At 71.0% G+C, this 26108-nt stretch carries 23 protein-coding genes and 1 pseudogene; 13 read left to right on the top strand and 11 right to left on the bottom strand.

The window, feature by feature from the left end:
* Positions 1-335: aminotransferase class V-fold PLP-dependent enzyme (locus tag HLB15_RS07875; RefSeq protein WP_171104750.1), on the bottom strand; the 335-nt coding region annotated here is incomplete at its 3' end.
* A 291-nt stretch (positions 336-626) separates the two neighbouring features.
* Between HLB15_RS07875 and ctaC the strand changes: the two genes are divergently transcribed.
* The 4 genes from ctaC to HLB15_RS07855 all read left to right on the top strand — a co-directional run bounded on the left by ctaC (position 627) and on the right by HLB15_RS07855 (position 4828).
* Positions 627-1544 carry an aa3-type cytochrome oxidase subunit II gene (ctaC, locus tag HLB15_RS07870; protein WP_171104749.1) on the top strand — a complete coding sequence of 306 codons (918 nt, stop codon included), beginning with the start codon at positions 627-629 and terminating at the stop codon, positions 1542-1544.
* Positions 1544-3364, top strand: a complete 1821-nt coding sequence (gene ctaD / locus HLB15_RS07865) for an aa3-type cytochrome oxidase subunit I (RefSeq protein ID WP_171104748.1) — start codon at positions 1544-1546, stop codon at positions 3362-3364. Before ctaC ends, ctaD begins: the two co-directional genes overlap by 1 nt.
* Complete coding sequence (locus HLB15_RS07860) at positions 3361-3762, top strand: cytochrome c oxidase subunit 4 (protein WP_171104747.1); 402 nt, start codon at positions 3361-3363, stop codon at positions 3760-3762. The genes ctaD and HLB15_RS07860 overlap by 4 nt, the downstream gene beginning before the upstream one ends.
* Before the next feature lie 211 nt (positions 3763-3973).
* A complete protein-coding gene (locus HLB15_RS07855) occupies positions 3974-4828 on the top strand; it encodes an SCO4651 family lipoprotein (RefSeq protein ID WP_171104746.1) in 855 nt (284 codons plus the stop codon).
* Between the two features lie 48 nt (positions 4829-4876).
* Here HLB15_RS07855 and trpD read toward each other — a convergent pair whose 3' ends face one another.
* Positions 4877-5926, bottom strand: a complete 1050-nt coding sequence (gene trpD, locus HLB15_RS07850) for an anthranilate phosphoribosyltransferase (RefSeq protein ID WP_171104745.1) — start codon at positions 5924-5926, stop codon at positions 4877-4879.
* Entirely contained in the window at positions 5923-6384 is a 462-nt protein-coding gene (locus tag HLB15_RS07845) for a response regulator (protein WP_171104744.1), read from the bottom strand. Before HLB15_RS07845 ends, trpD begins: the two co-directional genes overlap by 4 nt.
* A 178-nt stretch (positions 6385-6562) precedes the next feature.
* Here HLB15_RS07845 and ctaE point away from each other — a divergent pair, with 178 nt between their 5' ends.
* The 6 genes from ctaE (at position 6563) to qcrB (HLB15_RS07815) (ending at position 13497) form a co-directional block, all read left to right on the top strand.
* Positions 6563-7216: an aa3-type cytochrome oxidase subunit III gene (gene ctaE / locus HLB15_RS07840; RefSeq protein ID WP_171104743.1), complete on the top strand. Its 654-nt coding sequence runs from the start codon at positions 6563-6565 to the stop codon at positions 7214-7216.
* Positions 7217-7274: 58 nt separating this feature from the next.
* Positions 7275-8054, top strand: a complete 780-nt coding sequence (gene qcrC, locus HLB15_RS07835) for a cytochrome bc1 complex diheme cytochrome c subunit (RefSeq protein WP_171104742.1) — start codon at positions 7275-7277, stop codon at positions 8052-8054.
* The gene (gene qcrA, locus HLB15_RS07830; protein ID WP_171104741.1) at positions 8051-9121 is read left to right on the top strand and encodes a cytochrome bc1 complex Rieske iron-sulfur subunit; all 1071 of its coding nucleotides are present in this window, start codon (positions 8051-8053) and stop codon (positions 9119-9121) included. The genes qcrC and qcrA overlap by 4 nt, the downstream gene beginning before the upstream one ends.
* Positions 9118-10833 (top strand): cytochrome bc1 complex cytochrome b subunit, encoded by a 1716-nt coding sequence (qcrB, locus tag HLB15_RS07825; RefSeq protein WP_171104740.1) that lies wholly within the window; start codon positions 9118-9120, stop codon positions 10831-10833. Before qcrA ends, qcrB (HLB15_RS07825) begins: the two co-directional genes overlap by 4 nt.
* Positions 10834-10998: 165 nt before the next feature.
* On the top strand, positions 10999-11628 hold the full coding sequence (locus tag HLB15_RS07820; protein ID WP_171104739.1) for a superoxide dismutase: 630 nt from the start codon (positions 10999-11001) through the stop codon (positions 11626-11628).
* A gap of 153 nt (positions 11629-11781) precedes the next feature.
* A complete protein-coding gene (gene qcrB, locus HLB15_RS07815; protein WP_171104738.1) occupies positions 11782-13497 on the top strand; it encodes a cytochrome bc1 complex cytochrome b subunit in 1716 nt (571 codons plus the stop codon).
* Between the two features lie 77 nt (positions 13498-13574).
* On the opposite strand, the gene HLB15_RS07810 is transcribed toward qcrB (HLB15_RS07815), so the two are convergent.
* From HLB15_RS07810 to HLB15_RS07790, 5 genes and pseudogenes are all read right to left on the bottom strand, one after another.
* Positions 13575-13856, bottom strand: coding sequence for an Lrp/AsnC family transcriptional regulator (locus tag HLB15_RS07810; protein ID WP_171104737.1), 282 nt, complete (start codon positions 13854-13856; stop codon positions 13575-13577).
* Positions 13850-15682 (bottom strand): DEDD exonuclease domain-containing protein, encoded by a 1833-nt coding sequence (locus HLB15_RS07805; protein ID WP_373291120.1) that lies wholly within the window; start codon positions 15680-15682, stop codon positions 13850-13852. Before HLB15_RS07805 ends, HLB15_RS07810 begins: the two co-directional genes overlap by 7 nt.
* Before the next feature lie 76 nt (positions 15683-15758).
* A pseudogene (locus tag HLB15_RS07800) lies at positions 15759-16595 on the bottom strand (phosphoribosylaminoimidazolesuccinocarboxamide synthase); the annotation flags it as partial.
* Between the two features lie 48 nt (positions 16596-16643).
* Positions 16644-17780 (bottom strand): acyl-CoA dehydrogenase family protein, encoded by a 1137-nt coding sequence (locus tag HLB15_RS07795; protein ID WP_212759620.1) that lies wholly within the window; start codon positions 17778-17780, stop codon positions 16644-16646.
* A gap of 201 nt (positions 17781-17981) precedes the next feature.
* Positions 17982-18536, bottom strand: a complete 555-nt coding sequence (locus HLB15_RS07790; RefSeq protein ID WP_171104735.1) for a PadR family transcriptional regulator — start codon at positions 18534-18536, stop codon at positions 17982-17984.
* A gap of 74 nt (positions 18537-18610) precedes the next feature.
* Between HLB15_RS07790 and HLB15_RS07785 the strand changes: the two genes are divergently transcribed.
* From HLB15_RS07785 to HLB15_RS07775, 3 genes are read left to right on the top strand one after another with little or no spacing between them, the layout of a single operon-like run.
* Entirely contained in the window at positions 18611-19543 is a 933-nt protein-coding gene (locus tag HLB15_RS07785; RefSeq protein ID WP_171104734.1) for a glycoside hydrolase family protein, read from the top strand.
* A gap of 43 nt (positions 19544-19586) precedes the next feature.
* On the top strand, positions 19587-20597 hold the full coding sequence (locus tag HLB15_RS07780) for an IS481 family transposase (RefSeq protein WP_171104754.1): 1011 nt from the start codon (positions 19587-19589) through the stop codon (positions 20595-20597).
* A gap of 10 nt (positions 20598-20607) precedes the next feature.
* Entirely contained in the window at positions 20608-21552 is a 945-nt protein-coding gene (locus tag HLB15_RS07775; protein WP_171104733.1) for a helix-turn-helix transcriptional regulator, read from the top strand.
* 14 nt (positions 21553-21566) lie between these two features.
* Here HLB15_RS07775 and HLB15_RS07770 read toward each other — a convergent pair whose 3' ends face one another.
* From HLB15_RS07770 to HLB15_RS07760, 3 genes are all read right to left on the bottom strand, one after another.
* A complete protein-coding gene (locus HLB15_RS07770) occupies positions 21567-23180 on the bottom strand; it encodes an alpha-amylase family glycosyl hydrolase (protein WP_171104732.1) in 1614 nt (537 codons plus the stop codon).
* 88 nt (positions 23181-23268) lie between these two features.
* On the bottom strand, positions 23269-24822 hold the full coding sequence (locus tag HLB15_RS07765; RefSeq protein ID WP_171104731.1) for a glucoamylase family protein: 1554 nt from the start codon (positions 24820-24822) through the stop codon (positions 23269-23271).
* Positions 24823-24875: 53 nt separating this feature from the next.
* The gene (locus HLB15_RS07760; RefSeq protein WP_229785647.1) at positions 24876-26075 is read right to left on the bottom strand and encodes a glycoside hydrolase family 1 protein; all 1200 of its coding nucleotides are present in this window, start codon (positions 26073-26075) and stop codon (positions 24876-24878) included.
* Positions 26076-26108: the final 33 nt, after the last annotated feature.

Genomic DNA, 26108 nt, shown 5'->3' with positions numbered 1-26108 from the left:
AGCACCGCTGCGCGCTCGACGGCGCTCGCGACCACGGTGCCGCCCGCGCGGCGCCGCGCCGCCGCCGTCGCCAGGACGGCCGCGTGCAGCGACGCAGTGTGGCCGGGGGTGAACCGGACCTCCTCGGTCCGTGCGCCGAGCACCGCGGCGACGGCCTCGCGCGCGCCGTCGAGCAGGCGTGCGGCCCTGCGGCCCTCCGCGTGCAGGCGCCGGGGGTCGGCCCAGCCGTCGGCGAGCGCCTGCTCGAACGCCTGCCGGGCGAGCGGGTGCCACGGGGCGCGTCCGCCGTTGTCGAGGTGCACCCGCACGGGGGTGGCGGGGGTGGCGTCGCTCACACAGTCCTCCTGCTGCCGGTCGTCCCCCTGATCCTCGCACCCGCGCGAGGGGTGCTCGTCCGGCGCCGGGATGGCGCCCGAGGAGGATCGATCTGACACTCCCTGCGCTGGTGTGCTGAACAGGAGGGACGGGTGTCCCGGATGCGGAGAGCGTCACGTCCGCGGGGGAGTGTTCCGGGCATCATCACGCCTCAGGGCGCGCTAGGCTGCATGTCATCGAGGACGAAGGTTCTGCGTGGAGCTCGGGGGGAATCCGGTGCGACGCGCCGAACGAGACGTGAAAGGCCTCCCTTGCACTCGAAGTCGCCTACCCGCACCCGGCGGGCCATCCTGCGCGCGTCTGCTCTCGCCGTCGCCGTCGCAGTCGTGGCCACGGGCTGCGCCAGTGATTCCGTCCAGCGCGGATACCTGCCCGGCTACAGCGACGGGGAGGTGACAAACCAGACCGCGCGGATCACCGACCTGTGGGTCGGCTCGTGGATCGCCGCCCTCGCCGTGGGGCTCGTGACGTGGGGCCTGATGCTGTGGTGCATCGCCGCCTACCGCAAGCGCAAGGACGACCACCAGCTCCCGGTGCAGACGCGGTACCACCTGCCGCTCGAGCTCATGTACACGGCCGTCCCGCTGATCATGGTCCTCGTCCTGTTCTGGTACACCGACCGGGACATGACGGAGATCAACCGCGTGGACGGCACGGCGACCGAGCACATCCAGGTGATCGGCAAGCAGTGGAGCTGGGACTTCAACTACCTCGACGCCGGCGTCTACGACTTCGGCGAGCACGAGGCGGACCCGGGCAGCGTCACGGCGGAGGACGAGCTCGACGGCGCCGCGGGCACCTCGACGTCGTTCCCGACGCTGTACCTGCCGGTCAACGAGACGGTGGAGTTCACGCTCGACTCGCGTGACGTCATCCACTCGTTCTGGATCCCCGCGTTCCTGTACAAGCAGGACATGATCCCGCAGCGCACCAACACGTTCCAGGTGACGCCGACCCGCGAGGGCACGTACGCCGGCAAGTGCGCGGAGCTCTGCGGTGAGTTCCACTCGGGCATGCTCTTCAACGTCAAGGTGGTCTCGGCCGAGGAGTACGAGGCCCACATGGACGAGCTCAGGGCCAAGGGGCAGACCGGCGAGCTGGGCATGGACCTCGCTCGCGAGCCCGGCGTGATCAAGCCTTTGGACGAGGAACAGGAGGCTGGGCACTGATGGCCGCAGCGACCACCACCGAGCTGGTCCCGGGTCTGGCGCCCGGGCGACAGTCGCTCGGCCGGACCGTGGTCAAGTGGATCACCACCACTGACCACAAGACGATCGGGTACCTGTACCTGATCACGTCGTTCATCTTCTTCTGCATCGGCGGCCTCATGGCGCTGCTGATCCGCGCCGAGCTCTTCGAGCCGGGCATCCAGCTGGTGCAGAGCAAGGAGCAGTACAACCAGCTCTTCACGATGCACGGCACCGTGATGCTGCTGCTCTTCGCGACGCCGCTGTTCGCGGGCTTCGCGAACGTGATCATGCCGCTGCAGATCGGCGCGCCCGACGTCGCCTTCCCGCGCCTGAACATGTTCGCCTACTGGCTGTTCCTGTTCGGTGGTCTCATCACCACTGCGGGCTTCCTCACGCCGCAGGGCGCCGCGTCGTTCGGCTGGTTCGCGTACGCGCCGTTGTCGACGACGACCTACAGTCCAGGCCTCGGCGGGGACCTGTGGGTGTTCGGCCTCGCGCTGGCCGGTTTCGGAACCATCCTCGGTGCCGTCAACTTCATCACGACGATCATCACGATGCGCGCGCCGGGCATGACGATGTTCCGCATGCCGATCTTCACGTGGAACACGCTCATCACGAGCCTCCTCGTGCTGATGGCGTTCCCGCCGCTGGCCGCCGCGCTGTTCGCGCTGGGTGCCGACCGGCGCCTCGACGCGCAGATCTTCAACCCGGAGACGGGCGGCGCCATCCTCTGGCAGCACCTGTTCTGGTTCTTCGGCCACCCCGAGGTGTACATCATCGCGCTGCCGTTCTTCGGCATCGTCTCGGAGATCCTGCCGGTGTTCAGCCGCAAGCCGATCTTCGGCTACACGGGCCTGGTCTACGCGACCGTCGCCATCGCCGCCCTGTCGGTGACGGTGTGGGCGCACCACATGTACGTGACCGGCGCCGTCATGCTGCCGTTCTTCGCCTTCATGACGATGCTGATCGCCGTGCCGACCGGTGTGAAGTTCTTCAACTGGATCGGCACCATGTGGCGCGGCAAGCTCACCTTCGAGACGCCGATGCTCTGGTCCATCGGCTTCCTCGTGACCTTCCTCTTCGGTGGTCTGACGGGCATCATCCTGTCCAGCCCCGCCCTGGACTTCCAGCTGTCCGACTCGTACTTCGTGGTGGCGCACTTCCACTACGTGGTGTTCGGCACCGTGGTGTTCGCGATGTTCGCCGGCTTCTACTTCTGGTGGCCCAAGTTCACCGGCAAGATGCTGAGCGAGCGTCTGGGCAAGTGGCACTTCTGGCTGCTGTTCGTGGGCTTCCACACGACGTTCCTCATCCAGCACTGGCTGGGTGTCGAGGGCATGCCGCGCCGCTACGCGGACTACATGCCGCAGGAGGGCTTCACCTGGGAGAACCAGGTCTCGACGGTCGGTGCGTTCATCCTCGCGGCCTCGACGCTGCCGTTCCTCTGGAACGTCTATACGACCGCCCGCAAGGCGCCGAAGGTCACCGTGGACGACCCGTGGGGCTACGGCCGCTCGCTCGAGTGGGCCACGTCCTGCCCGCCGCCGCGGCACAACTTCGCGTCGCTGCCGCGCATCCGCTCCGAGTCGCCCGCGTTCGACCTGCACCACCCCGAGGTCGTCGCCATGGAGCGCCCGGACTACGACGGTGACCGGGGCGTGCTCGAGAACATCTACGGTGAGGCCGACCGCCGGGGCCAGGAGAAGCAGGCGCAGGAGCGCGCTGCGGGCGGTACCGGTCAGTCCGGCGAGAGCAGCACCACGATCATCGACGACCCGGACGAGGGGACCAGCAAGTGAAGATCGAGTACCGGCTGTTCCTCTGGGGTACCCCCCTCTTCGTCGCCGCGGGCATCGTCTACGGGTTCATGACGGACTGGTCGGAGCCGGTCGGCTTCCTCGGCATGCCGCTGGTCGGCGGGCTCGTGGCGATGATCGGTGCGTACCTGGCCCTCACGGCCCGCCGCATCGACGCCCGTCCGGAGGACGACCCGAACGGCAACATCGAGGACGCCGCGGGCGACCAGGGCGTGTACGCGCCCTGGAGCTGGTGGCCGCTCGCCATCGCCGGCTCCGCCGCCATCTGCTTCCTCGGCCTGGCCGTGGGCTGGTGGGTGTTCTACATCGGCTTCTGCGTGGCCGTCGTCGCGCTCGTCGGCTGGGTGTTCGAGTTCTCGCGAGGCATCCACTCGCACTGACGCCCGCGCCCCTGCGTCCGACACGCCCCGCCGCACACCTCGTGCGGCGGGGCGTGTCGCGTCTGGCCGGGTGCGGGCCGGGGAGTTCACCCGCTGTTTCACCCGATATGCGCCAACTGATTCCGTTTGTCTGTGATGGGATCGGATGTTCGCCGCACGGTTCCCGGGCGCAGGGTGTGCGCCGGCCGGCGACGGGCAGAAAGGTTCCCCAGTGCGTAACACCACGACCCTCGCCCTGGCGACGGCCGGCGTCCTCGCGATCGGGCTCGCCGGTTGCTCCACGGGAGGCGAGGGGGACGCCGCACCCGCCGCGGAGACGTCGGCCGCAGCCTCCCCGGCCCCGGTCGAGCTGACCCAGGCCTCGTTCGTGAGCGACCTGACCGCGGCGCAGAACGAGGCGCGGACGGTGCACCTGAGCATGACCCACTCCGGCCCGGCCGCCGAGGAGTCCGGCCTGACGGAGGAGGGCCTCGAGGCGGACATCGACATGACCGACCCCGAGAACCCCGCCATGGCCATGCAGATGGAGATGGACGGCGAGCTCGCCGACATCGTCTTCGCCGGCGGCGACCTCTACATGAACCTGGGCGAGGTGACCACGGGCAAGTACCTCAGCCTCGCGGAGGCCGCAGAGAGCGACAACCCGATGGCGGAGATGTTCGCCGGGATCGGCGACATGCTGGACGGCACCCTGCAGGACATGGATCCCGCGGCGCAGCTCGACGGTATGGAGGACGCCATCACGTCCTTCGAGAAGACCGGCACCGAGACCGTCGACGGCGTCGAGACGGACGTCTACACGATCCTCGTCGACCCGACCAAGGTCACCGGCCCGCAGGTCGAGGACCTGCCCCAGGACGTGCTGGAGCAGATGGGCGAGATGGAGGTCGTCTACAAGATCGACGGCGACAACCTGCCCCGGGCGGTCGAGATGACGATGAACATCGAGGGCAAGGAGCTGGTCACCAGCGGCTCCTTCACCGACTGGGGTCAGGTGACCGAGATCGCCGCGCCGTCCGGTGACGAGCTGATCACCTTCGACGAGATGGTCGCGTCGATGGGCTGACCCGCACCGGCTCCGGCCGGGCCGTACGGGCCCGGCCGGACCAGCGGTTCAGCGGCTCGCGGCGACCCAGCGGTCCAGCGTCGCCTGCGCGGCGCCCGAGTCCACCGCCTGCGCGGCGAGGTCGAACCCGGCGCGCAGGCGGTCGACCAGCGGGCCTGCGCCCGTGCCGGGCAGGGTGCCGTCCGCGACGAGGCCCGCCGCCGCGTTGAGCAGCACCGTCTCGCGCACGGGCCCCGGCTCGCCCGCCAGGAGGGCGCGGGCGACTCCCGCGTTGTACGCCGCGTCGTGCCCGCGCAGGTCCTCGACCTTGATGCGGGTCAGGCCCAGGTCCGTCGCCGGGTCGATCCGGTGCTCGGTCACCGCGCCGTCGGCCACCTCCCACACCGTCGCGCCCGCCGTGGCGGCGAGCTCGTCCAGGCCCTCGTCGCCGCGGAACACCAGCGCCGACTTGCCCCGCTCGGCGAACACGCCGGCCATGAGCGGCGCCATCCGCGCGTCCGCGCAGCCGACGGCCGCCGCGCGCGGCTGCGCCGGGTTGGTGAGGGGCCCGAGGAAGTTGAACGCCGTCGGGACGCCGAGCTCCCTGCGCGTCACGCCCGCGTGCCGCATGGAGGGGTGGAACACCGCGGCGAAGCAGAACGTGATGCCCGCCTCGAGGGCGATCTGCGCGACTCGCTCGGGGGTGTGGTCCAGCCGGATCCCGAGCTGCTCGAGCACGTCCGCGCTCCCCGACGACGACGAGGCCGCCCTGTTGCCGTGCTTCACCACGCGCAGGCCCGCCCCGGCGATGACGACGGACGCCATCGTGGAGATGTTGACGGTGTGCGCGCGGTCGCCGCCCGTGCCGACGATGTCGACCGACGCGCCGGGCACCTCGATGCGGGTCGCGTGCCGCACCATGGAGTCGGTCAGCCCGGCGAGCTCGTCGACGGTCTCGCCCTTGGCGCGGAGCGCGACGAGGAACCCGCCGAGCTGGACGGGGGAGATCTCGCCCGTCATCACGCGGTCCATCGCCCAGGCGGCCTCGGCGCGGCTCAGGTCGGAGCCGGTCATCAGCCCGGCCAGCAGGCCGGACCAGGTGGGTGCCTCGGGGTTCACGCGCGACCTGCTCCTGCCTGGCCGGTGGGCTGCGTGAGCAGGCGGGCGACGGCCGCCTGGACCTCGAACGGGTCCAGCGGGCGCGACACCACGCCGTCGGCGAGGGACCACGTGGCGAGCCACGCGTCCTGCGGGCGCCCGGTGAGCACGAGCACCGGCGGGCACTCGTAGATCTCGTTCTTGAGCTGGCGGCACAGCCCCATGCCGCCCGCCTTGTCGGCCTCGCCGTCGAGGACGAGCAGGTCCCACGTCTCGTCGTCCGCGCGCCGGACCACCTCGGTGGGGGTCGCCACCTCGGTCCACCGGATCTCGGGCGCGCCGGCGCCCAGGCGGGGGCCCACGGCGAGGCGCACCTGCTCGCGCACCGTGCGGTCGTCGCTGTACAGGAGGACGCGCGGGCTCGACGTCACCACATCGTCCGTCGCAGCGCTGGTCACATCCGTCGTCATGCCGGTCATGCGTCGATCGTGGCACAGACCCCGGCCGGACGGCAGTTCTGTCCAGCCCCTTTTCATGGCACTCTGTCGAAACCCGTCAGCAAGAGACGCCGCAGGTGGCACGTTGCATGGACTTTGTGAGATTCGACGCGAGCATCCGTGACGGTTCGGCGTTCGGGACCCTCGAACGTCGGCCATAATGGCTCTCGTGTCGACCGCAACGGCTGCAGCCACCCCCACGCACCAGCACGTGACAGTCAATCGTCCGAACCCGGTCTCGGTCGGGACGATCGTCTGGCTCGCGAGCGAGCTCATGTTCTTCGCAGCGCTCTTCGCGATGTACTTCACGGTCCGGCAGACGATGCCGGCCGAGGAGTGGGCACTCCAGGCGGACAAGCTGAACATCGGCTTCTCGACGGTCAACACGATCGTCCTGGTGCTCTCCTCGTTCACGTGCCAGTGGGCGGTCTTCAAGGCCGAGGAGTTCAAGCCGTCGCGGTCCGGCAGCCTCTTCCAGTTCTGGAAGTGGGGCATGCACGAGTGGCTGACGCTGACCTACCTCATGGGCGCGTTCTTCATCGGCGGCCAGATCTTCGAGTACACCGAGCTGGTCCACCAGGGTCTGACCATCTCGTCCAGCGCCTACGGCTCGGTCTTCTACATGACGACCGGCTTCCACGGCCTGCACGTCACGGGCGGCCTCATCGCCTTCCTGTTCGTGCTCGGCCGGTCGTTCGCCGCCAAGCGCTTCGGCCACCACGAGGCCACCACCACGATCGTCACGTCCTACTACTGGCACTTCGTCGACGTGGTGTGGATCGCGCTGTTCGGGGTGATCTACCTGCTGCACTGACCCTGCTGCACGTTCCTGCAGAAGCTCAACCACTCACCAGCGAGACGAGGATATTTTCGTGAAGGCACTCGCCGCCCGCAGGCACCACCGGCTGGCGCCGGTCGTGCTCCTGCTGCTGGCGCTGCTGACCACGGGCGGCGTCTACGCCGCCCTGGCTCCGAGCACGGCCAATGCCGAGACCGTCAGCACCGCGGACATCGAGACCGGTAAGAAGCTGTTCCAGGCCAACTGCGCGACGTGCCACGGCGCGAACGCCGAGGGCACCGACGGCGTGCCGTCCCTGGTGGGCGTCGGCGCCGCCTCCGTCGACTTCCAGGTGTCGACCGGCCGCATGCCGATGCAGATGAACGGCCCGCAGGCGCGTGCCAAGCCGCGCCAGTTCGACGACGCCGACACGGCGGCCCTCGCCGCGTACGTCGCGTCGCTCGGCGCCGGCCCGGCGATCCCGACCGACGACCAGGTCGACGCCGCGCAGGGTGACGCGGCCAACGGCATGGCCCTGTTCCGCACCAACTGCGCCATGTGCCACAACGCCGTCGGCGCGGGTGGCGCGCTGTCGGAGGGCAAGTTCGCCCCGGCGCTGTGGGACACGTCGGAGCGGAACATCTACCAGGCGATGCTCACCGGCCCGCAGTCGATGCCGGTGTTCAACGACGCGAACATCACGCCGGACGAGAAGCGCGACATCGTCGCGTTCCTCGTCGAGCAGCGCGAGGGTTCGGCGGGCGGCAACGCGCTCGGCTCCCTCGGCCCGGTGTCCGAGGGCCTGTGGGCCTTCGCAATCGGCCTCGGCCTGCTCATCGGCGCCGCAGTGTGGATCGGAGCGAAGTCCTCGTGAGCGAGAACCAGAACCCCCAGCCCGACGCCTCGCACGAGGTGACGGTCGCCCCGGAGGCAGGCAACGCCGTCGTGCCCGCCGACCGGTTCACCGACCCGGGCGTCCCCGAGCACAAGCCCCGCCTGACCGACACCGACCCCCGGGCCGCCAAGCGTGCCGAGCGGACGGTCACGCTCCTGTTCGTCCTGTCGATCCTCGGCACGGTCGGCTCGATCGTCGCCTACGTCCTCGTGCCGCCGGACGGCACGACGGGCGGTGTGCGCCTGTCGACGCTGCTGATCGGCCTCGGCCTCGCGGTGTCGCTGCTCGGCATCGGCGTCGCGGGCATCCACTGGGCCAAGACCCTCATGGGCGACCGGGAGTTCGTCCAGGAGCGGCACACGCTGGCCACGCAGGGCGAGGCCCGCGAGACCGCGATCCGCGACATGAACGAGGGCCTCGTCGACTCGGGCGTCGTCGGCCGCCGCGGCGTGCTCAAGGGCGCGTTCTTCGGCGCGCTCGCGCTCTTCCCGCTCGCCATCGCGGTGCCGCTCATCGGCTCCGTCGGCGGCGACTGGAACGTCTCCTCGTTCAAGCACACGATGTGGAAGCGCGGCACCCGCCTCGCGATCGACCCGTCGGGTCGTCCCATCAAGGCCTCCGACGTCACGGTCGGCTCGGTGTTCCACGTGATCCCCGAGACCACCGAGGAGTTCCGCGAGTCCCACGAGTGGGTCACGGAGAAGTCCAAGGCCGTCGTGCTGATGGTGCGCCTCAACCCGGAGGACCTGCGGACCGACCAGTCGCCCGAGGGCGAGACCTGGTCGCACGAGGGCATCGTCGCCTACTCCAAGATCTGCACGCACGTGGGGTGCCCCGTGGCCCTCTACGAGCAGCAGACCCACCACCTCCTGTGCCCGTGCCACCAGTCGACGTTCGACATCGCCGACAGCGCAAAGGTCGTCTTCGGCCCGGCGAACCGCCGGCTGCCGCAGCTGCCGATCACGGTCGACGACGAGGGCTACCTCGTGGCGCAGGACGACTTCGCCGAGCCCATCGGCCCGAGCTTCTGGGAGCGCCTGAAGTGAGCACCGCGACCCACGACACCCAGCGCGAGGCCCCGGCCAAGCCGACGACGACGGTCGGCAAGGCGGCGGACTACCTCGACCAGCGCACGTCCATCGGCGTGGCCGTCAAGGAGTTCGCGCGCAAGGTCTTCCCGGACCACTGGTCCTTCATGCTCGGCGAGATCGCCCTGTTCTCGTTCGTCGTGCTCATCATCTCGGGCTTCTTCCTGACGATGTTCTTCGAGCCGTCGATGGCGCTCACGCGCTACGAGGGCGAGCACCCGGCGAGCATGCACGGCGAGCTGATGTCGGTGGCGTTCGCCTCGACCCTCGACATGTCGTTCGAGGTGCGCGGCGGCCTGCTCATGCGGCAGATCCACCACTGGTCGGCGCTCATCTTCATGGCCTCGATCGTCGTGCACATGATGCGCGTGTTCTTCACCGGCGCGTTCCGCAAGCCGCGTGAGATCAACTGGATCGTCGGCCTGCTGCTCATGATCCTCGGCCTGGCTGCCGGCTTCACCGGCTACTCGCTGCCGGACGACGTGCTCTCGGGCAACGGCCTGCGCATCACCGACGGCGTGGTCAAGTCGATCCCGCTCCTCGGTTCGTTCCTGTCGTACCTGATCTTCGGTGGCGAGTTCCCGGGCCACCACATCGTGCCCCGCCTGTTCACGCTGCACATCTTCGTCGTGCCGGGCATCCTGCTGGCGCTCATCGCGCTGCACCTGTTCCTCATGGTGCTGCAGAAGCACACCCAGTACCCGGGCGGCGGCCGCACCGACACCAACGTCGTCGGCTACCCGGCGCTGCCGGTGTACGTCGCCAAGATGACCGGCAACTTCTTCCTGGTCTTCGGCGTGCTGGCGCTCATGGGCGCCACGATGGCGATCAACAACGTCTGGAACTACGGCCCGTACGACCCGTCGCCGGTCTCCGCCGGTGCCCAGCCGGACTGGTACATGCTGTTCCTCGAGGGTTCGCTGCGCCTCATGCCGGGGCAGGGCACCGAGTGGGTGATCTTCGGGTACACCTTGTCGTGGAACATCCTGATCCCGGCCGTGGTCGTGCCGGGCCTGCTGTTCACGTTCCTGTTCGTCTACCCGTTCATCGAGGCCAAGGTCACGAAGGACGACCGCGAGCACCACGTGCTGGACCGCCCGCGCAACCGGCCGGCCCGCACCGGTCTCGGCGTCGCGTTCCTGACGGCGTTCATCGTGCTGGCCCTGGCCGGCTCGAACGACCTCATCGCGACCCACTTCGGGCTCTCGATCAACGCGATCACGTGGGTGTTCCGCATCCTGCTGTTCGTCGGCCCGGTCTTCGCCTACTCGGTCACGCGCCGCATCTGCCTCGGGCTGCAGCGCAAGGACCGTGAGCTGGTGCTGCACGGGCACGAGTCGGGCCGCATCGTGCGGTTCGCGAACGGCGAGTACATCGAGGTGCACACCCCGCTCGACGAGCAGGAGCGGTGGCTGCGGGTCAACTACGACTCCCCGGCCCCGCTGGAGATCGCACCCAAGACCGACGCCCGCGGCGTGAAGCGCAAGGGCTACGCGTCCGACAAGCGGTGGCAGCGGCTGTCGCGGTTCTTCTACGAGGACCGTGTCGAGCCGGTGACCCCCGCGGAGGTCGCGGCCGCGCACTCGCACGGCGAGCACGACCAGCTGGGCGAGTCGGACGAGCGCCCGGCCGTCGAGGCGGGCGCAGGCACCACCTCGCGGGAGCACTGAGCGACCTGCGAGTCCAAGCGATGGCCTGTGTCTCCCGGTCCGCGTCTGCGGCCGGGGACACGGGCCATTGCCGTCCCGCCGGGCACCGCAGCGGCGCACGGCCAGGACGGCGGCATGACCCGCGTGCCGTCCGGCGCGCGGACCGATCCTGGAGGTACCTCAGCAATGGCTGTCTACACGCTCCCTGACCTGACCTACGACTACGCCGCCCTCGAGCCCCACATCTCGGGCAAGATCATGGAGCTGCACCACTCCAAGCACCACGCGACCTACGTCAAGGGCGCGAACACTGCCCTGGAGCAGCTCGAGGAGGCCCGCGAGACGGGCAACCTGGCGAACGTGAACAAGATCGAGAAGGACCTCGCGTTCAACCTCGGTGGTCACATCAACCACTCGATCTTCTGGACGAACATGGCGCCCGAGGCCGGCGGCGAGCCGACCGGCGACATCGCCGCTGCGATCGACGAGCACTTCGGCTCGTTCGAGAAGTTCAAGGCGCACTTCACCGCCGTCGCCGCCGGTGTGCAGGGCTCGGGCTGGGCCGTCCTGGCCTGGGACTCGGTCGGCCAGAAGCTGGTCGTCGTTCAGCTCTTCGACCAGCAGGGCAACATCCCGTTCGCGCTGACCCCCGTCCTCATGCTGGACTGCTGGGAGCACGCCTACTACATCGACTACCTGAACGTCCGCCCGGACTACATCAAGGCCTGGTGGAACCTGGTGGCGTGGGACAACGTCTCCGAGCGCCTCAACCGCGCGAAGACGCAGACCTCCGGTCTGGTCGTCCCCACGGCGTGACCCGCTGACCAGATCCGGCGCACGCCGGGGCACCCGCCCCGGCCGGTGCGCCGGATCTGGCGCGTCAGGGGTGGAAGCGGCTCGCTCCCGGGTGTGTACTGGAGGTGTCCGCGGCGAGGCTGCCGCGGGCGCCTGCGTGCGAGGGGTGACGACGTGGCACACCAGCAACACTCGAACCAGCAGCCGAGCGACGGGCCGACGACGAGGGTCGGCAAGGCGGCGGACTACCTCGACCAGCGCACGTCCATCGGCGTGGCCGTCAAGGAGTTCGCGCGCAAGGTCTTCCCGGACCACTGGTCCTTCATGCTCGGCGAGATCGCCCTGTTCTCGTTCGTCGTGCTCATCGCCTCGGGCTTCTTCCTGACGATGTTCTTCGAGCCGTCGATGGCGCTCGTGCGCTTCGAGGGCGAGCACCCCGCGTCGATGCAGGGGCAGCTCATGTCGGCCGCCTTCCGGTCGACGGTGGAGATGTCGTTCGAGGTGCGCGGCGGCCTGCTCATGCGGCAGATCCACCACTGGGCTGCTCTGATCTTCGTCGCGTCGATCATCCTGCACATGTTCCGGATCTTCTTCACCGGCGCGTTCCGCAAGCCGCGCGAGATCAACTGGCTGGTCGGCGCGATCATGCTGGTGCTGGCCCTCGCCGCGGGCTTCTCCGGCTACTCGCTGCCGGACGACGTGCTCTCGGGCAACGGCCTGCGCATCATCGACGGCGTCGTGAAGTCGATCCCGCTGATCGGCTCGTACCTGTCGTTCCTCGTGTTCGGCGGCGAGTTCCCGGGCGAGCACATCATCCCGCGCCTGTTCACCATCCACATCTTCGTGATCCCGGGGCTCCTGATCGCGCTCATCGCGCTGCACCTGTTCCTCATGGTGCTGCAGAAGCACACCCAGTACCCGGGCGGCGGCCGCACCGACCGGAACGTCGTGGGGTACCCGGCCCTGCCGGTCTACGTGGCGAAGATGACGGGCAACTTCTTCATCATCGCCGGGGTGCTCACGCTCATGGGCGCCACGATGGCGATCAACAACGTCTGGAACTACGGCCCGTACGACCCGTCGCCGGTCTCGGCGGGCACACAGCCCGACTGGTACATCCTGTTCGTCGACGGCGCGCTGCGCCTGACGCCCGGCCCCGGCTGGGAGTGGGTGATCGGCGGGTACACGCTGAGCATGAACCTGCTCATCCCGGCCGTCATCGTGCCGGGGATCCTGTTCACCGTGCTGTTCGCGTGGCCGTTCGTCGAGGCGCGCGTGACGGGTGACCGCGGCGAGCACCACGTGCTGGACCGGCCACGCAACCGGCCCGTGCGGACGGCGGCGGGCGTCGCGATCTTCACGGCCTTCCTGGTGTGCGCGCTCGCGGCGACGAACGACCTCATCGCGACGCACTTCTCGTTGTCGATCTTCGCGATCACGTGGGTGCTGCGCGTGCTGCTCTTCGTCGGCCCCCTCGTGGCCTTCTGGGTCACCAAACGCGTGTGCCTCGGTCTGCAGCGCAAGGACCGTGAGCTGGTGCTGCACGGGCACGAGTCGGGCCGCATCGTGCGGTTCGCGAACGGCGAGTACATCGAGGTGCACACCCCCCTCGACGAGCAGGAGCGGTGGCTCCGCGTGGGCTACGACTCGCCGGCGCCGCTGGAGATCGCCCCGGAGACGGACGCTCGCGGCGTGAAGCGCAAGGGCTACGTGGCCGAGAAGCGGTGGCAGAGGCTGTCGCGGTTCTTCTACGAGGACCGGGTCGAGCCGGTGACCCCCGCGGAGCTCGAGGCCGCGCACGCGCACCACGGCAGGCACACCGCGCCCGAGCGGCCGCCGGTCGAGGTGGGTGCCGAGCAGGACCGCGCCGTCACGGGTGGCCGAGGGTGATCGACGAGGCGGTTGACGGCTGACGTGACTACCTCGCCAGGTGACTACTTCGCCAGGTGACTACCTCGGCGGTGGGGTCAGTCGTCCAGGCCGAGGGCGAAGGCCTGCTCGAGGTCGGCCTTGGAGTAGGCGCGGAACGCGATGAGGGTCTCGGTGTTCTGCACGCCGGGCACCTTGTTCACGTTGTCGGAGACCACCCCGGCGAGCTGCTCGTGCTCGGGCACGCGCACGATCGCCACGAGGTCGGTCTTGCCGGTCACGGAGAACACCTCGCTCACTCCGTCGATGTTCGCGACCTCCTGCGCGACCTCGGGGATGCGGGACGTCTCGGCGTCGATGAGGACGATCGCGGTCAGCATGCCGTCATCGTATCCACCTGCGACTCGTGCGCGTGCCCCACGGCGTCCATCTCCGCCCGCACGCGGTCCGAAGCCCACGCGAGGTCGGCGTGGGCGCCCGCCGCGCGCACGGGGCACGCCCACGTGCCGTCCACGTGGACGAGCCGCACGCCGGGGGAGCCGAGCCACGCGAGCAGAAGGTCGGTCTCCTCCGGGTGCGCGGCCGGTGCCGGCGCGACAGGCGGATCGACGTGCTCCGCCGTCGTGCGCAGCGCCGCGACGAGGGGGAGGGGGTCGGCACCGGGCGCCGAGACGTCGGTCGCCGCGAGGCGGCCGTGCTTGACCACCACGATCTCCCAGCCGCCGGGCCTGCCCGGGGCGTCACCGATCCCGGACGGGCGTGCCGCCACGAGCTCGGCGCAGCGGGCGAGGGGGTCGAGGCGCTGGGCGCGGTGCGCGCCCGCGACGAACGCGCGCAGCCGCCGCGTCACCTCACCCGCCTCCTCGTACCGCTCCTGGTGGGCGAGCGCGGCGATCCGGTCCGACAGCGCGCGCACCACGGGGGCCGGGTCGCCCGTGAGGGCCTGGCGTGCGGCGTCGGCCACCGCGGCGTACGACGCGTCCGGCGCCTCGGTGGCGACGCACGGTGCCGAGCACCGGCCCATCCCGGCCAGCGCGCACGGGCTGCCCGCGACCCGGGAGACGAGCGGCAGACGCGCGGTGCACTGGCGCAGGTTCAGCGCGTCGTGCAGGGCGTGCACGGCCTCCTGCGCGGCACGCCGGGAGCCGAACGGGCCGATGTGCGCCGCGCCCTCCACCACGGCGCCCACGACGGACAGGCGAGGGTACGCCTCGTCCGTCAGCCGCACCCACGCGTGCCGCTCGGGGTACTTCGAGCGCCGGTTGTAGCGCGGCGCGTGCTCGGTGATGAGGCGCAGCTCGCGCACCTGCGCCTCGAGCGGCGTCGCGCACGCGACGGGCGTGACCCGCTCGGCGATGCGCACCATCTCCGTGATCCGCTTCCGCTTCTCGGCCGCGGTGAAGTACGAGCGCACGCGCTTGCGGATGTTGACCGACGTGCCGACGTACAGCACCTCGTCGCCCGGCCCGCGGAACAGGTAGACACCGGGGGCGTCCGGCAGGTCGTCCGCGAGGTGGCGCTTGCGGCGCACCTCCGGCGGCACGGGGTCGGCCGCGGTCGCCAGGTCCTCGAGGTGGGTGACGCCCATCGGCGCGAGGCGGTCGAACAGGCCGTGCAGCACGTCGACCGTGGCGCGCGCGTCGGACAGCGCACGGTGGTCGGGCGAGACCGTCGCGTGGAACAGGCGCGCCAGGCTGGACAGCTTGTGGTTCGGCGCCTCGTCCCGCGTGACGAGGCGCCGGGCGAGCGGCACGGTGTCCACCACCTGGAACCCCGGCCACGGGTAGTCCAGCCGGGCGCACATCGCCTTGAGGAAGCCGACGTCGAAGGGCGCGTTGTGCGCCACCAGGACGCTGCCGCGCGCGAACTCGAGGAAGCTGGGCAGCACGAGCGCGATGTCCGGCGCCGTGGCCACCATGGCGTTGGTGATGCCCGTCAGCCGGGCCACGAACGCGGGGACCGGCTGACCGGGGTTGACGAGCGACTGGAACTCGCCCAGCACCTCGCCGCCGCGCACCTTGACCGCACCGATCTCGGTGATGCCGCCCTCGGCCGCGCTGGTCCCCGTCGTCTCCAGGTCCACCACCACGAAGGTGACGTCCCGCAGCGGCGTGCCCAGCTCCTCGAAGGTGGCCTGGTAGGCGGACCGGTGGCCGGGCGGGTGCCCGGACCGGTCCGTGGACGGAGAGGCGGCGGTCGTGCTCACGGGGCAGAGGCTAGCCCGGGACACTGACACGCGTGTTCGAGCCGCGCCGCGGCCGGGCCGCCCGGGCCGGGACCGGTCAGGTCCAGCGCTCGCCCGTGAGCTGCTCGTAGATCTCGACGTAGCGGGCCCGGGTCTCCCGCACGACGTCGTCGGGGATCTCGGGGCCCGGGTACGTGCGGTCCCAGCCGGTCAGCGTCGCCGACCAGTCGCGCACGAACTGCTTGTCGTACGACCACTGCGCGCGGCCGGGCTCGTACTCGCTCGCCTTCCAGAACCGTGAGGAGTCGGGGGTGAGCACCTCGTCGGCCAGCGTGAGCACGCCGTCGGCGTCCGTGCCGAACTCGACCTTGGTGTCGGCGATGAGCACGCCGCGCTCGCGGGCGATCTCGGCGCCGCGCCCGTAGATCGCGAGCGTGAGGTCCTTCAGCCGGGCCGTGGTCTCCTCGCCGAGGTCGCGGGCGATCTCCTCGACGGAGATGTACTCGTCGTGCCCCTCCTCCGCCTTGGTCGACGGTGTGAAGACGGGCTCCGGCAGCCGGGAGGCCTCCACGAGGCCGGGCGGGAAGGCGACGCCCGAGACGGTGCCCGTCGCCCGGTAGCTCTCCAGGCCGCCACCCGTGAGGTAGCCGCGTGCGATGCACTCGACCGGGACGATGTCCAGGCGCTTGCAGCGGATCGCTCGGCCTGCCCACTCCGCGGGCACGTCCTCGCTGATCACGTGGTTGGGCACGAGGTCGGCGAACTGGCGGAACCACCACAGCGAGAGCTGCGTGAGGATCGCGCCCTTGTCCGGGACGGGTGTCGGCAGCACCACGTCGTACACCGACACGCGGTCGGAGGCCACCAGGATCACATCGTCGCCGTCCGCGTAGACCTCGCGAACCTTGCCCTTCCGGATCAGTTCCACGGGGGCAAGGCTAACCTCCGCGCGGCGTCCGGGGCCCGCCCGTCCGGCGCCCTGCTACGCGGCGGGCGGCGGCACGAGCGCCTCGCCCAGGCGCTCCGTGGTGAGGTACGGGTTGAGCAAGGGGTGGCGGCTGCCGACGGCGACGTCCCGCCAGAGCCGCTGGACGGGGCTGCCCGCCCGGAACCCGCTGGTCCCGTTGAGGTCCAGGACGAGCTCGAGGGCGGCGCGGCAGTCCCGGGCGGCGTCCGCGAGGGCCAGCCGCAGGCGGTGACCGCCGGCGCCGGCGAGGGCGTCCGCGTCGTCCGTTCCGGCCGCGGCGGAGTCCGTGCGGTCCGCGACGGCGAGCATGCTCGTCTCGGCACCGTGCACGAGGTGGCTCGCCTCGGCGAGCCAGTGCCGCGCCCCGGGCGACTCACCCATCCGCGTGTAGGCGGTCAGGTACGGCTTGCGGGCGGAGGCGAACATCTCGGTGGTCGCGTCGAGGGCGCCCTGCGCCGCGCCCACGACGGGCGCCAGGACGGCGACGACGTACAGCAGCTGGTCGGCGGGGCCGAACGGGGCCGCCCGGCCCGTGCGCCCGTCGGGCACGACGAGGTCCCGCGCGACCAGCGTGTGGCTGCCGGTGCCGCGCATCCCCGCGACGTCCCAGGTCCGCTCGACGGTCAGGGCGTCGACCGGGACGACGACGAAGGTCAGCGCGCCGTCGACGAGCACGCCGAGGGAGGCCCAGACGGCGTCCTCGCACCCGGAGACGTTCGGCCAGCTCCCCGTGACGCGCACGCCACCGGGCACCCGCTCGCCGCGTCCGCCCGGGAAACCGGACCCGCAGAACAGCGTGTCCGGGTCGGCGAACACCTCCGCCGCCGCGGCCTCGGGCAGAACGGTCGCGGCGATGTTCTTGGCGGTCAGGCACGTACCGGCCACCCAGGCCGACGTCGGGCACGCGCGCCCGACCTCGGTCAGCCGGCGGGCGACCGTCGTCGTGTCCGCGCCCGCGCCGCCGTGGGCGCGGGGCGTGCGCAGGGCGAGCGCGCCGAGGGCGCGCAGGGCGGTCAGGGTGTCGTGGGTCGGCCGCCCGGCCTGCTCCGTCGTGGCGGCCTGGTCCCGCAGCACGTCGAGCAGCTCGGCGCGCGTCGCTCGGTCGGTGGTGGTGGTCGAGCCGAGGGCGGGGTCGGCGGTGTCGTTGCTCACGGCACCAGCCCAGCAGCCCGCGGGCGCGCGGACCATGTGCGAGACGCCCCGGTCCATACGCGACCGTGCCCTCGCGCCGGCCGGGTGAGCAGGCGGGCGGGGTTAGCTGTTGCTGGCCAGGACATTGTTGACGGGAACCTCGTGGGCGGGTGCCGGCGGGCGGACGAGTCCCGTCATGTGGCGTGCGCCTGTGTCAGGCGACTAGCTCTTCCGGCTGGGCCAGGCGAGGGTATTGGAGCGGATGCGGCGGACGGTCGCATCCAGCCATGAGCGTTCGTGATTGAGCTGGTCGCGGTAGTAGTGGGTTTCAATCATGTGTAGTTCGGGGACGCTTCCAGCCTCGTCAAGCGCGCTTGCAAGGCGCTCTTCCTCCTGATGGATGCGGTTGACGCGACTTTGCAGTGCGGCTGCCGCTTCGGTCGGGGTGAGGATTCCGAGGTAGGCCAGTGCGGTCATGAATGCGGTGCGGTTGCCGAGAGCGCCATCTCGGAGCTCATGCTCGACTCGCTCGGCTAGAGCTTGTCGGCCTGCCGAGGTGAGCTGGAACGTCTGTCGATCTGTGTCTCTCGGCTCCGAGTGCAGCCAGCCGGCCTCTACGAGTGTGTTGAGCAGTGTGTAGACGGTCGAGTTGCGCACGCTGATGTAGGCATAGCGCGAGCGCAGCTCGCTGAACAGGGCGTAGGCGTGCCCGGGCTGCTCGGCGACCAGCCCCAGGATCGGCAGCACGAGCGGGTTGGCGAGCGCGTTGGTCGGCATGGGTCCATGCTAGCGAGCATGGCCGTATACGGCTACGATGATGATGCCCGTATACGACTACTTGGGAGCTCGTTATGCTATTTGGAATCTGGCCCGGTGTGATCGCGGCGGATCTGGTGGAGCTGACTCCGCTTGTGACGCCACCAGAGGATGTGGAGCGTACGCGCGCCGCCCTTGACCGGTTGCAGGGCGATGCGGAGCAGTTCTACATCCGCTGCTATCGGCACTATCGGGGATCTGGAGAGCCCGAGCCCGGCGTGGTCGCAGCCCCGGCCGATCCCGCGAACTACACCGGACGCGGACGGCTGATGGACCTCACTGCGTGCTATCGCGCCACCGAGCCGGCCCTTGCCGGCTACGCAGAGTTCGTGCGCCAGGCGGTTCGAGATGTTGCCGCATGGGGCGGCGGGAAAGTCCAGGTCGGCGAAGAACTCAATGTGCTGTACCCACAGGATGGCGGCTTCCCCGGCTGCTTCGAAGCGGTCGCGGCGGGAGTTGAGGCCGGACTCGAGGAACGCGACCAGCTGGGCGCGAATGTCGGAATCGGCGTGAACGGCGCGGGAGTCGCCGACCCAGCGTTCTGGACCACGATGGTCGACGCTCTGGGCCCGGACTCGACCGCGCGACTCGACTTCATCGGCCTCGACATGTTCCCCGACGTCTTCCGCCCCCTCCCGGAAGACAAAGTGGGCGCAGGAGCCCAGTTCCTCGTCCACACGCTGCGCCACGTCACCCGCGACGCCGGAATCTCCGAAGCAACGCCGATCCACGTGACCGAGACCGGCTGGCCCACCGGCCACACCCGCGACGAGGCAAAGCAGGCGCGCATCCTGCAAGCCGTCGCAGAGGCTGTGGCCGTGACCGGCGAGGTGAGCGTGTACGAGCTGTTCTCACTCCGCGACGGGATCAGCGACGGCAACTGGCAGAACGGATTCGGACTCCTCTACGACGACTACGCGCCCAAACCGTCGTACGACGCGGTTCGACGACTCATCGACGCGTCGTGACGAGCTTCTCCACGTCTGACGACAGAGGAGGGAAGGCCGCACCCTGACTGCGACGACCCACCGAAACGCCCCTCTCACCCCGGAAGGCCGCAAGCGACTCATCGAACGCTGCCGCACCCGTCCAATAGCGCACGTGGCCGCCGAGATGGGCATCTCTCGTGCGACTGCATCGAAGTGGGTGAACCGCTATCGGAAGTTCGGCGAACTCGGGCTGCTTGATCGCTCGTCTGCTCCGGTTCGGCAGCCGACCGCGACACTCGGCGAGACGGTGGCGCGGATCGAGTCGATGCGGCGCGAGCACAAGTGGTCGGCATCTCGCATCGCCTTCGAGCTCGGTGAGGGCGGAACCACGGTCAGCCGGCGCACGATCACCCGCTACCTGGCTCAGTTCGGGTTGAGCCGCCGGCGGTTCATCGACCCGAACGGCAAGGTGAACCGGGAGATCAAGACGATCACCGCCAAGCATCCCGGGCACATGATCCACCTGGACGTGAAGAAGGTCGGGCGCATCCCCGACGGCGGTGGCTGGCGCGCCCACGGCAAAGACAGCCACGAGGCCAGAGCCGCAACCCGTGCGAAGACACGCGGAGCGCGAGCCGGATACGCGTATCTGCATTCCGCGATCGACGGGCACACGCGCTTGGCATATACCGAGTCGCTCGACAACGAGAAAGGCCCCACCGCCGTCGCCTTCTTGAACCGCGCCCGCGATTGGTTCGCCAACCACGGGATTGTGAAGATCGAGCGGATCATCACCGACAACGGCTCCTGTTACCGCTCCAACGCCTTCGCCGCCGCCCTGAATGGTGCCGAACATCAGCGCACGAAGCCATATACGCCCAAGCACAACGGGAAGGTCGAGCGCTACAACCGCATCCTCGCCGAAGAGTTCCTCTACGCGAGAACCTGGACATCAGAGCAGCAACGCGAAAATGCGCTCGAGACCTGGAACCTGCACTACAACTACCACCGGCCCCACGGCGCGCACGACGGCAAACCGCCCGGATCCGCCACCCCGAAACGCGTCAACAACGTCCTGGCCTCATACAGTTAGCATCCGAGGTATGGACCTGGTCGGCGAGGTGATCCGTTCCGTCCGCGTGGGCAGGCCCGGGGCGCGGCTGGTGCGGCAGACCGGTCCCCGCGGCGTCCGGTTTCCCGCCTTCGAGGGCAGCGGGTTCCACATCGTCCTCGCGGGCACGTGCTGGCTCGTCAGCGAGCACGCCGGCCCGGTCGAGCTCCGCCCGGGCGACGTCGTGCTCGCGTCGGCGGGCGCGGCGCACGGGCTCTCGCCCGTCCCGGCACGGCTGGGCGACCTCCCGATGGTGGCGTTCGGCCCCCACCCGCCCGAGCAGGGGCCCGCCCGCTTCGAGTTCCTCTGCGGGTCGTACCACCTCGCGCACGGTGCGGCGCCGCACTACCTGCGGACGCTGCCCGCCCTCGTGGTCGTGTCGCCCGACCGCGAGCGCGCCCCGCGGCTGCGCGCCCTGGCCGACCTGCTGCGGGCGGAGGTGGCGGCGAGCCCCGCGGGGGACGACGCCACGGTGCCCGCCCTGCTCGACCTGGTGCTCGTGCACGTGCTGCGGCAGTGGCGCGAGGAGCACGAGCCGGGCGACGGCGCGCTGACCGACGACCCGGCGATCGCGACCGCGCTCCGCGAGATCCACGAGCGTCCCGCGGAACCGTGGACCGTGGAGCGGCTCAGCCGGGTGGCGGGCCTGCCGCGGACGTCGTTCGCCCGGCGGTTCACCGAGCTCGTCGGCCGGCCGCCGATGCGCTACCTGACGGAGTGGCGCCTGGACCGGGCGGCAGGGCTCCTGCGCGAGACGGACGCGCCGCTGGCGACGATCGCCCGCCAGGTCGGCTACGCGACGGAGTTCGCCTTCTCCGCGGCGTTCCGCCGGGCGCACGGTGTCCCGCCGGGCCGCTTCCGCCGCGTGCCGTCACCGGGGATGTCCGGGGACGACGCCCCCGGCCGGGCGGGCACCGTCCGCGCGGAGCGCGGCTGAGCCCGAGCGGCGACCTACGCGGCGGCCGCCAGGTCGAGCACCGCGTACCCATGCGCGGCGAGGCGGACGACGTCGGTCCCGCCGTCGTGCCGCTCGACGTCCAGGCCCTGCGCCAGCAGGGCCCGTGCCGCGGCGGCGCCGGCCAGCGGGAGCCGGACGTCCGCGCCGCCCGGGTTGAGCACGACGGCGAGCGTGCCGCCCCGCAGGTACGCGAAGGGGTAGCCGGTCGCGAGCACCTCGACGGGTGCGGCGACGTCGAGCCGCGGGTCCGCGTGCCGCAGGGCGATCAGGTCGCGCACGTGGTGCAGCAGCGAGGTCTCGTCGTCGAGCTGGTCGGCGACGGTCGGCCGGTCGGGGTCCGGGTCCTGCGGCAGGTACCGGGACTCGGCGGGGCTGCCGGGGCCCAGCCGGCCCGCCGGCACCGCGCCCCACTGCATGGGCGTGCGCGAGCCCGCCCGGTCGTAGGCGGGGCCGAGCCGCGAGCCCTCCGTCGTCGGCGTGCCCGGCACGTATCGCATGCCGATCTCGTCGCCGTAGTAGACCGACGGCATCGCGGGCCAGGTGAGCGTGAGCACGTGCGCCACGCGCGCCTGCCGGGCGTCCCGCGGCCCGGCGACGAGCCGCGTGAAGTCGTGGTTCGACGTCGGCAGGCCGACCACGCCGCCGCGTCCGGCTGCCGCGATGGCGTCGGCCGCGGCCTGCCAGGCGTGCACGAACGTCCGGGCGTCACCGCGGGCCTCGGCCGCCGCCCACGCGGGCACCTCGCCCCAGGCCGGGTCCATGACGCCGGAGCCGTTGTTCCACAGCGAGCGCAGCGGCAGCCCGTTGTCGTCGCCACCGAACTGGAGGAAGAAGTCGGCGTGGAAGCCCGCAGGGACCGAGACCCGCGGGTCGCCCCACTCGCTGACGATGACGCGGCCCGGCCACTCGCGGTCCAGCCAGGCCCGCATCTCGCCCCACAGCCTGCTCGTCTCGACGTGGCCCGGGTCGTCCTTGACGAGCGACGACGCCATGTCGACCCGGAACCCGGCCACGCCCAGGCCGAACCAGTGCGCCATGATCTCGCGCAGCGCGGCGCGGTTGGCCCGCGGCCCGGGGGCGTCGACCGGCTGCCGCCAGGGCTCGGCCGGGTCGAGCCGCGCGTAGCCGTAGTTCAGCGCGGGCTGCACGGGGAAGAAGTTGGGCCGGTAGTACCCGCCCCGGGCCCCGGGCCCGGGCTGGAAGCCCTCGACCGGCACGTCGCTCCAGACGAACCGGTGGTCCTCGGGGTCGTCGGCCGACGCGCGGAACCACGGGTGCTGGTCGGACGTGTGCCCGGCGACGAGGTCGAGCAGCACGGCGATGCCGCGCCGCCCGGCCTCCTCCGTCAGCCGCGCCATGTCCTCGTTCGTGCCGTAGCGCGGGGCCACGGTGAGGAAGTCGGCGACGTCGTACCCGGCGTCGGCGAACGGGGACACGAAGCAGGGGCTGAGCCAGATCGCGTCCACCCCGAGCCACGCCAGGTAGTCGAGGCGCTGCGTGATGCCCGGGAGGTCGCCGATCCCGTCGCCGTCGGCGTCCGCGTACGACTGCGGGTAGATCTGGTAGAGCACGGTGCGTCCCAGGCGGGAGGCGAGGCCGACGGTCAACGGACTGCTCCTTCGTCAGGTACGGACGACGTGGCGGACGCTCGGGTCACCATGGTGACCCGAGCGTGCGCCACGTGCGGGGTGGGGCTCAGTCGCGGCCTACCGCGAACTCCTCCAGGCGCATCAGCGGGCGCACCTCGCGCTCCAGGGCGCCGCGCGAGACGTAGCGGCGGACCGCGTCCCCGGCCAGCTCGTTGCCCAGCGCGGCCATGATCATGCCCTGGTCCAGCGCCAGGTACCGCTGCGACACCTGCCCGCTGCGCACCGCGACGGCGTCGTAGAAGCCGCCCGGGCCGTAGGCGTCGAAGTCGGCGGCGATGTTCCGCAGGTTCGCCATCGCGTCGTCGTGCGCGTAGCGCAGGGCGAGGAACGAGGCGTGCGGCGTCACGACGCCGTCGCCGTACCGCGTGGGCGCGGGCGACCCCTCGCGGCAGCCCTCGTACGGCTGGTCGACGGTCGTGCGCTCCTGGTCGGAGGTGTACCCCGGCCCGTCGAGGCCGAGCTGGTCGACGCCGTACTCGCGGTACCCGCCCGCCGGGTCGTTCGACGGCGAGAAGCCCCAGTACCCGTAGCCCGCCTCGTGCAGTCCGTGCTCGATCTGCCCGCGCACGTACAGCGGGTGGTTGCGGCCCCAGGACCGTGGCCCCCACCGCTCCTCCGGGACGAACAGCGGCACCATGAGCGCCTCGAACATGCTGCCGCCCCACGTCGGCACCACGCGCGTGCCCCGGTAGGGCAGCGCGCCCTCGAAGACCGGCACGCCCAGGTACTCGGCCCAGTGGCCCGTGGGGCGCGTCTCGGTCCAGTCCCAGTCGCAGGAGTCCGGGAACGTGCGGTACGTGCCGAAGTAGTGCTCCGGCGGGATCTGGCCCGCCGCGATGCCCAGGTAGGACGCGATGCGGGGCTCGGTGTTGAACGCGCCGTAGTGGTGGCCCGTGTACCAGACGTCGGTGCCCATGCCGCAGTAGTCGCCCGGCACCGGCGCCGTCTCCTGCGGGTCGGTGTCCCAGAACCCGCCGCGGATCTGGTTCTGCGCCGGGTCGTAGTAGCAGCCGAAGTTCATCGCGGAGCGCACCGCGTCCGCCTCGTCGGCGAGCGACGGCTCGGCGCGGCTCGTCAGCAGCAGGCCCGTGGCCAGCCAGCCGTTGTCCACGCTCGACACGAACGGCTCGACCGGGTCCCCGCCGGGCAGCTCGAGCAGCTTGTCGCCCGTCGCCGGGTCGTACCAGTTGTAGAACATGCCGCTCGGCTCGTGCCGCTCCAGGCCCGCGACGCTGTCCAGCGTCGTCGCCAGGCGCTCGCGGGCCTCACGCCGGTCGATGAGGCCGACGTCGCGCGCCACGACCGTGCTCCACAGGTACGCGCCGATGTTCGTCGGAGAGGTGTACCCGCCGCGGCTGCCCGGGTCGAGGTCACCGCCGATGTTGTCGTCCGGCAGGCCGGTCTCCTCGACCACCAGGGCGTCGAACGAGCGCCACGTGTCCGCGGCCCAGGTGCGCAGCTGCCTGCGGTCGTCCGGGGTCGACGGCGCCGCCGCGGCGCTCGCGGGCGCCGCCGCGAGCGCAAGGGCCGCGACGGCGGCCGCCACCCCGGTCAGGGTTCTCGTCCGTGCTCGGGGGCGTCGTGCGGGCCGGTCTCGCATGGTGGTCTCCTCTACGTCGTCGTAGCCGGGGCGTGCGGGTGGGGTCGTGCCGCTCAGGCGGGCAGCTCGCCCGTCCGGGCGACCTTGCCGAGCCAGGCGAGGCTGGGCTTGGGGGTGCGCTCGAAGGTGGTGCGGTCGACGGCGACCAGCCCGAAGGTCGGCGCGAAGCCGCTCATCCACTCGTAGTTGTCGAGCAGGGACCAGTGCAGGTACCCGTCGACGCGGCACCCGGCGGCGATCGCGCGGGCCATGCCCTCCAGCGCGCCGCGGGTGTAGTCGATGCGGCGGGCGTCGTCGGCGGTGGCGATGCCGTTCTCGGTGACGATCATCGGCACGCCGCCGGTCACGCGGCGGGTGTGCTCGAGCGCCTCGCCGAGCGCCTGCGGGTAGTACTCCCACCCGGTGAGGGTCCGCTCGACGTCGTCGGGGAAGGGGACGGGCTCGCCGTCGGTGCCGATGATCGTGCGCAGGTAGCTCTGGACGCCGACGAAGTCGTCGCCGCGGGCGACCTCGAGGAAGAAGTCCTCGCGGGGGTAGGCGTAGGCGTCGCGGGCTTCCTCGGCGCCCGGGGCAGCCTGGAACACCTGGTTGGCGACGGTCCAGCCCGCCTGCACGTGCCCGAGCCCGTGCAGGATCTCGACGGCGCGGCGGTGCGCGGTCGCCTGGAGCTCGGAGGCGGCCTCGTCGGGGGCGGCGAGGCCGGCGGCGTCGAGGTTGGTGCGGCGGCTGGCGCCGAGCATCATCGAGGTGATGTTGGGCTCGTTGATGGTGACGACGTGCCGCACGTCGTCGAGGATCGCGGTGACGGTCTCGACGTACCGGGCGTAGGTGTCGATCGCGTCGGGCGCGAACCAGCCGCCCTGCTCGGCGAACCAGCGCGGGAGCGTGAAGTGCAGCAGCGTGACGACGGGGGTGACGCCCGCCTCGAGGCACGCGTCGATCATGCGCCGGTAGTGCGCGAGCTGGGCACGGGAGACCTCGCCCTGCGCGGGCTCGATGCGTGCCCACTCGACGGAGAACCGGTAGGCGTTGAGGCCGGCGTCCGCCAGGAGGCGGATGTCCTCGGGGTAGCGGTGGTAGCTGTCGACGGCGTCGCCGGAGCTCTCCGCGCACAGCGTCCCGGCGACGTGCTCCTTGGCCCACCAGTCGCTGTTGACGTTGCCGCCCTCGATCTGGTGCGCGGCGGTCGACGCGCCCCAGAGGAAGCCGGGGGCCGTGGGCAGCGTGGTCGGCGCGGTGGTCTGTTCGGTCACGGAAGAGCTCCTGAAGAGGGTGCGGGAGAGGGT

The organism is Promicromonospora citrea, from assembly GCF_013004695.1.
GTDB lineage: Bacteria > Actinomycetota > Actinomycetes > Actinomycetales > Cellulomonadaceae > Promicromonospora > Promicromonospora citrea.
The sequence above is the reverse complement of the archived record's forward strand: the minus strand, read 5'-3'. Positions and strand labels throughout refer to the sequence as shown.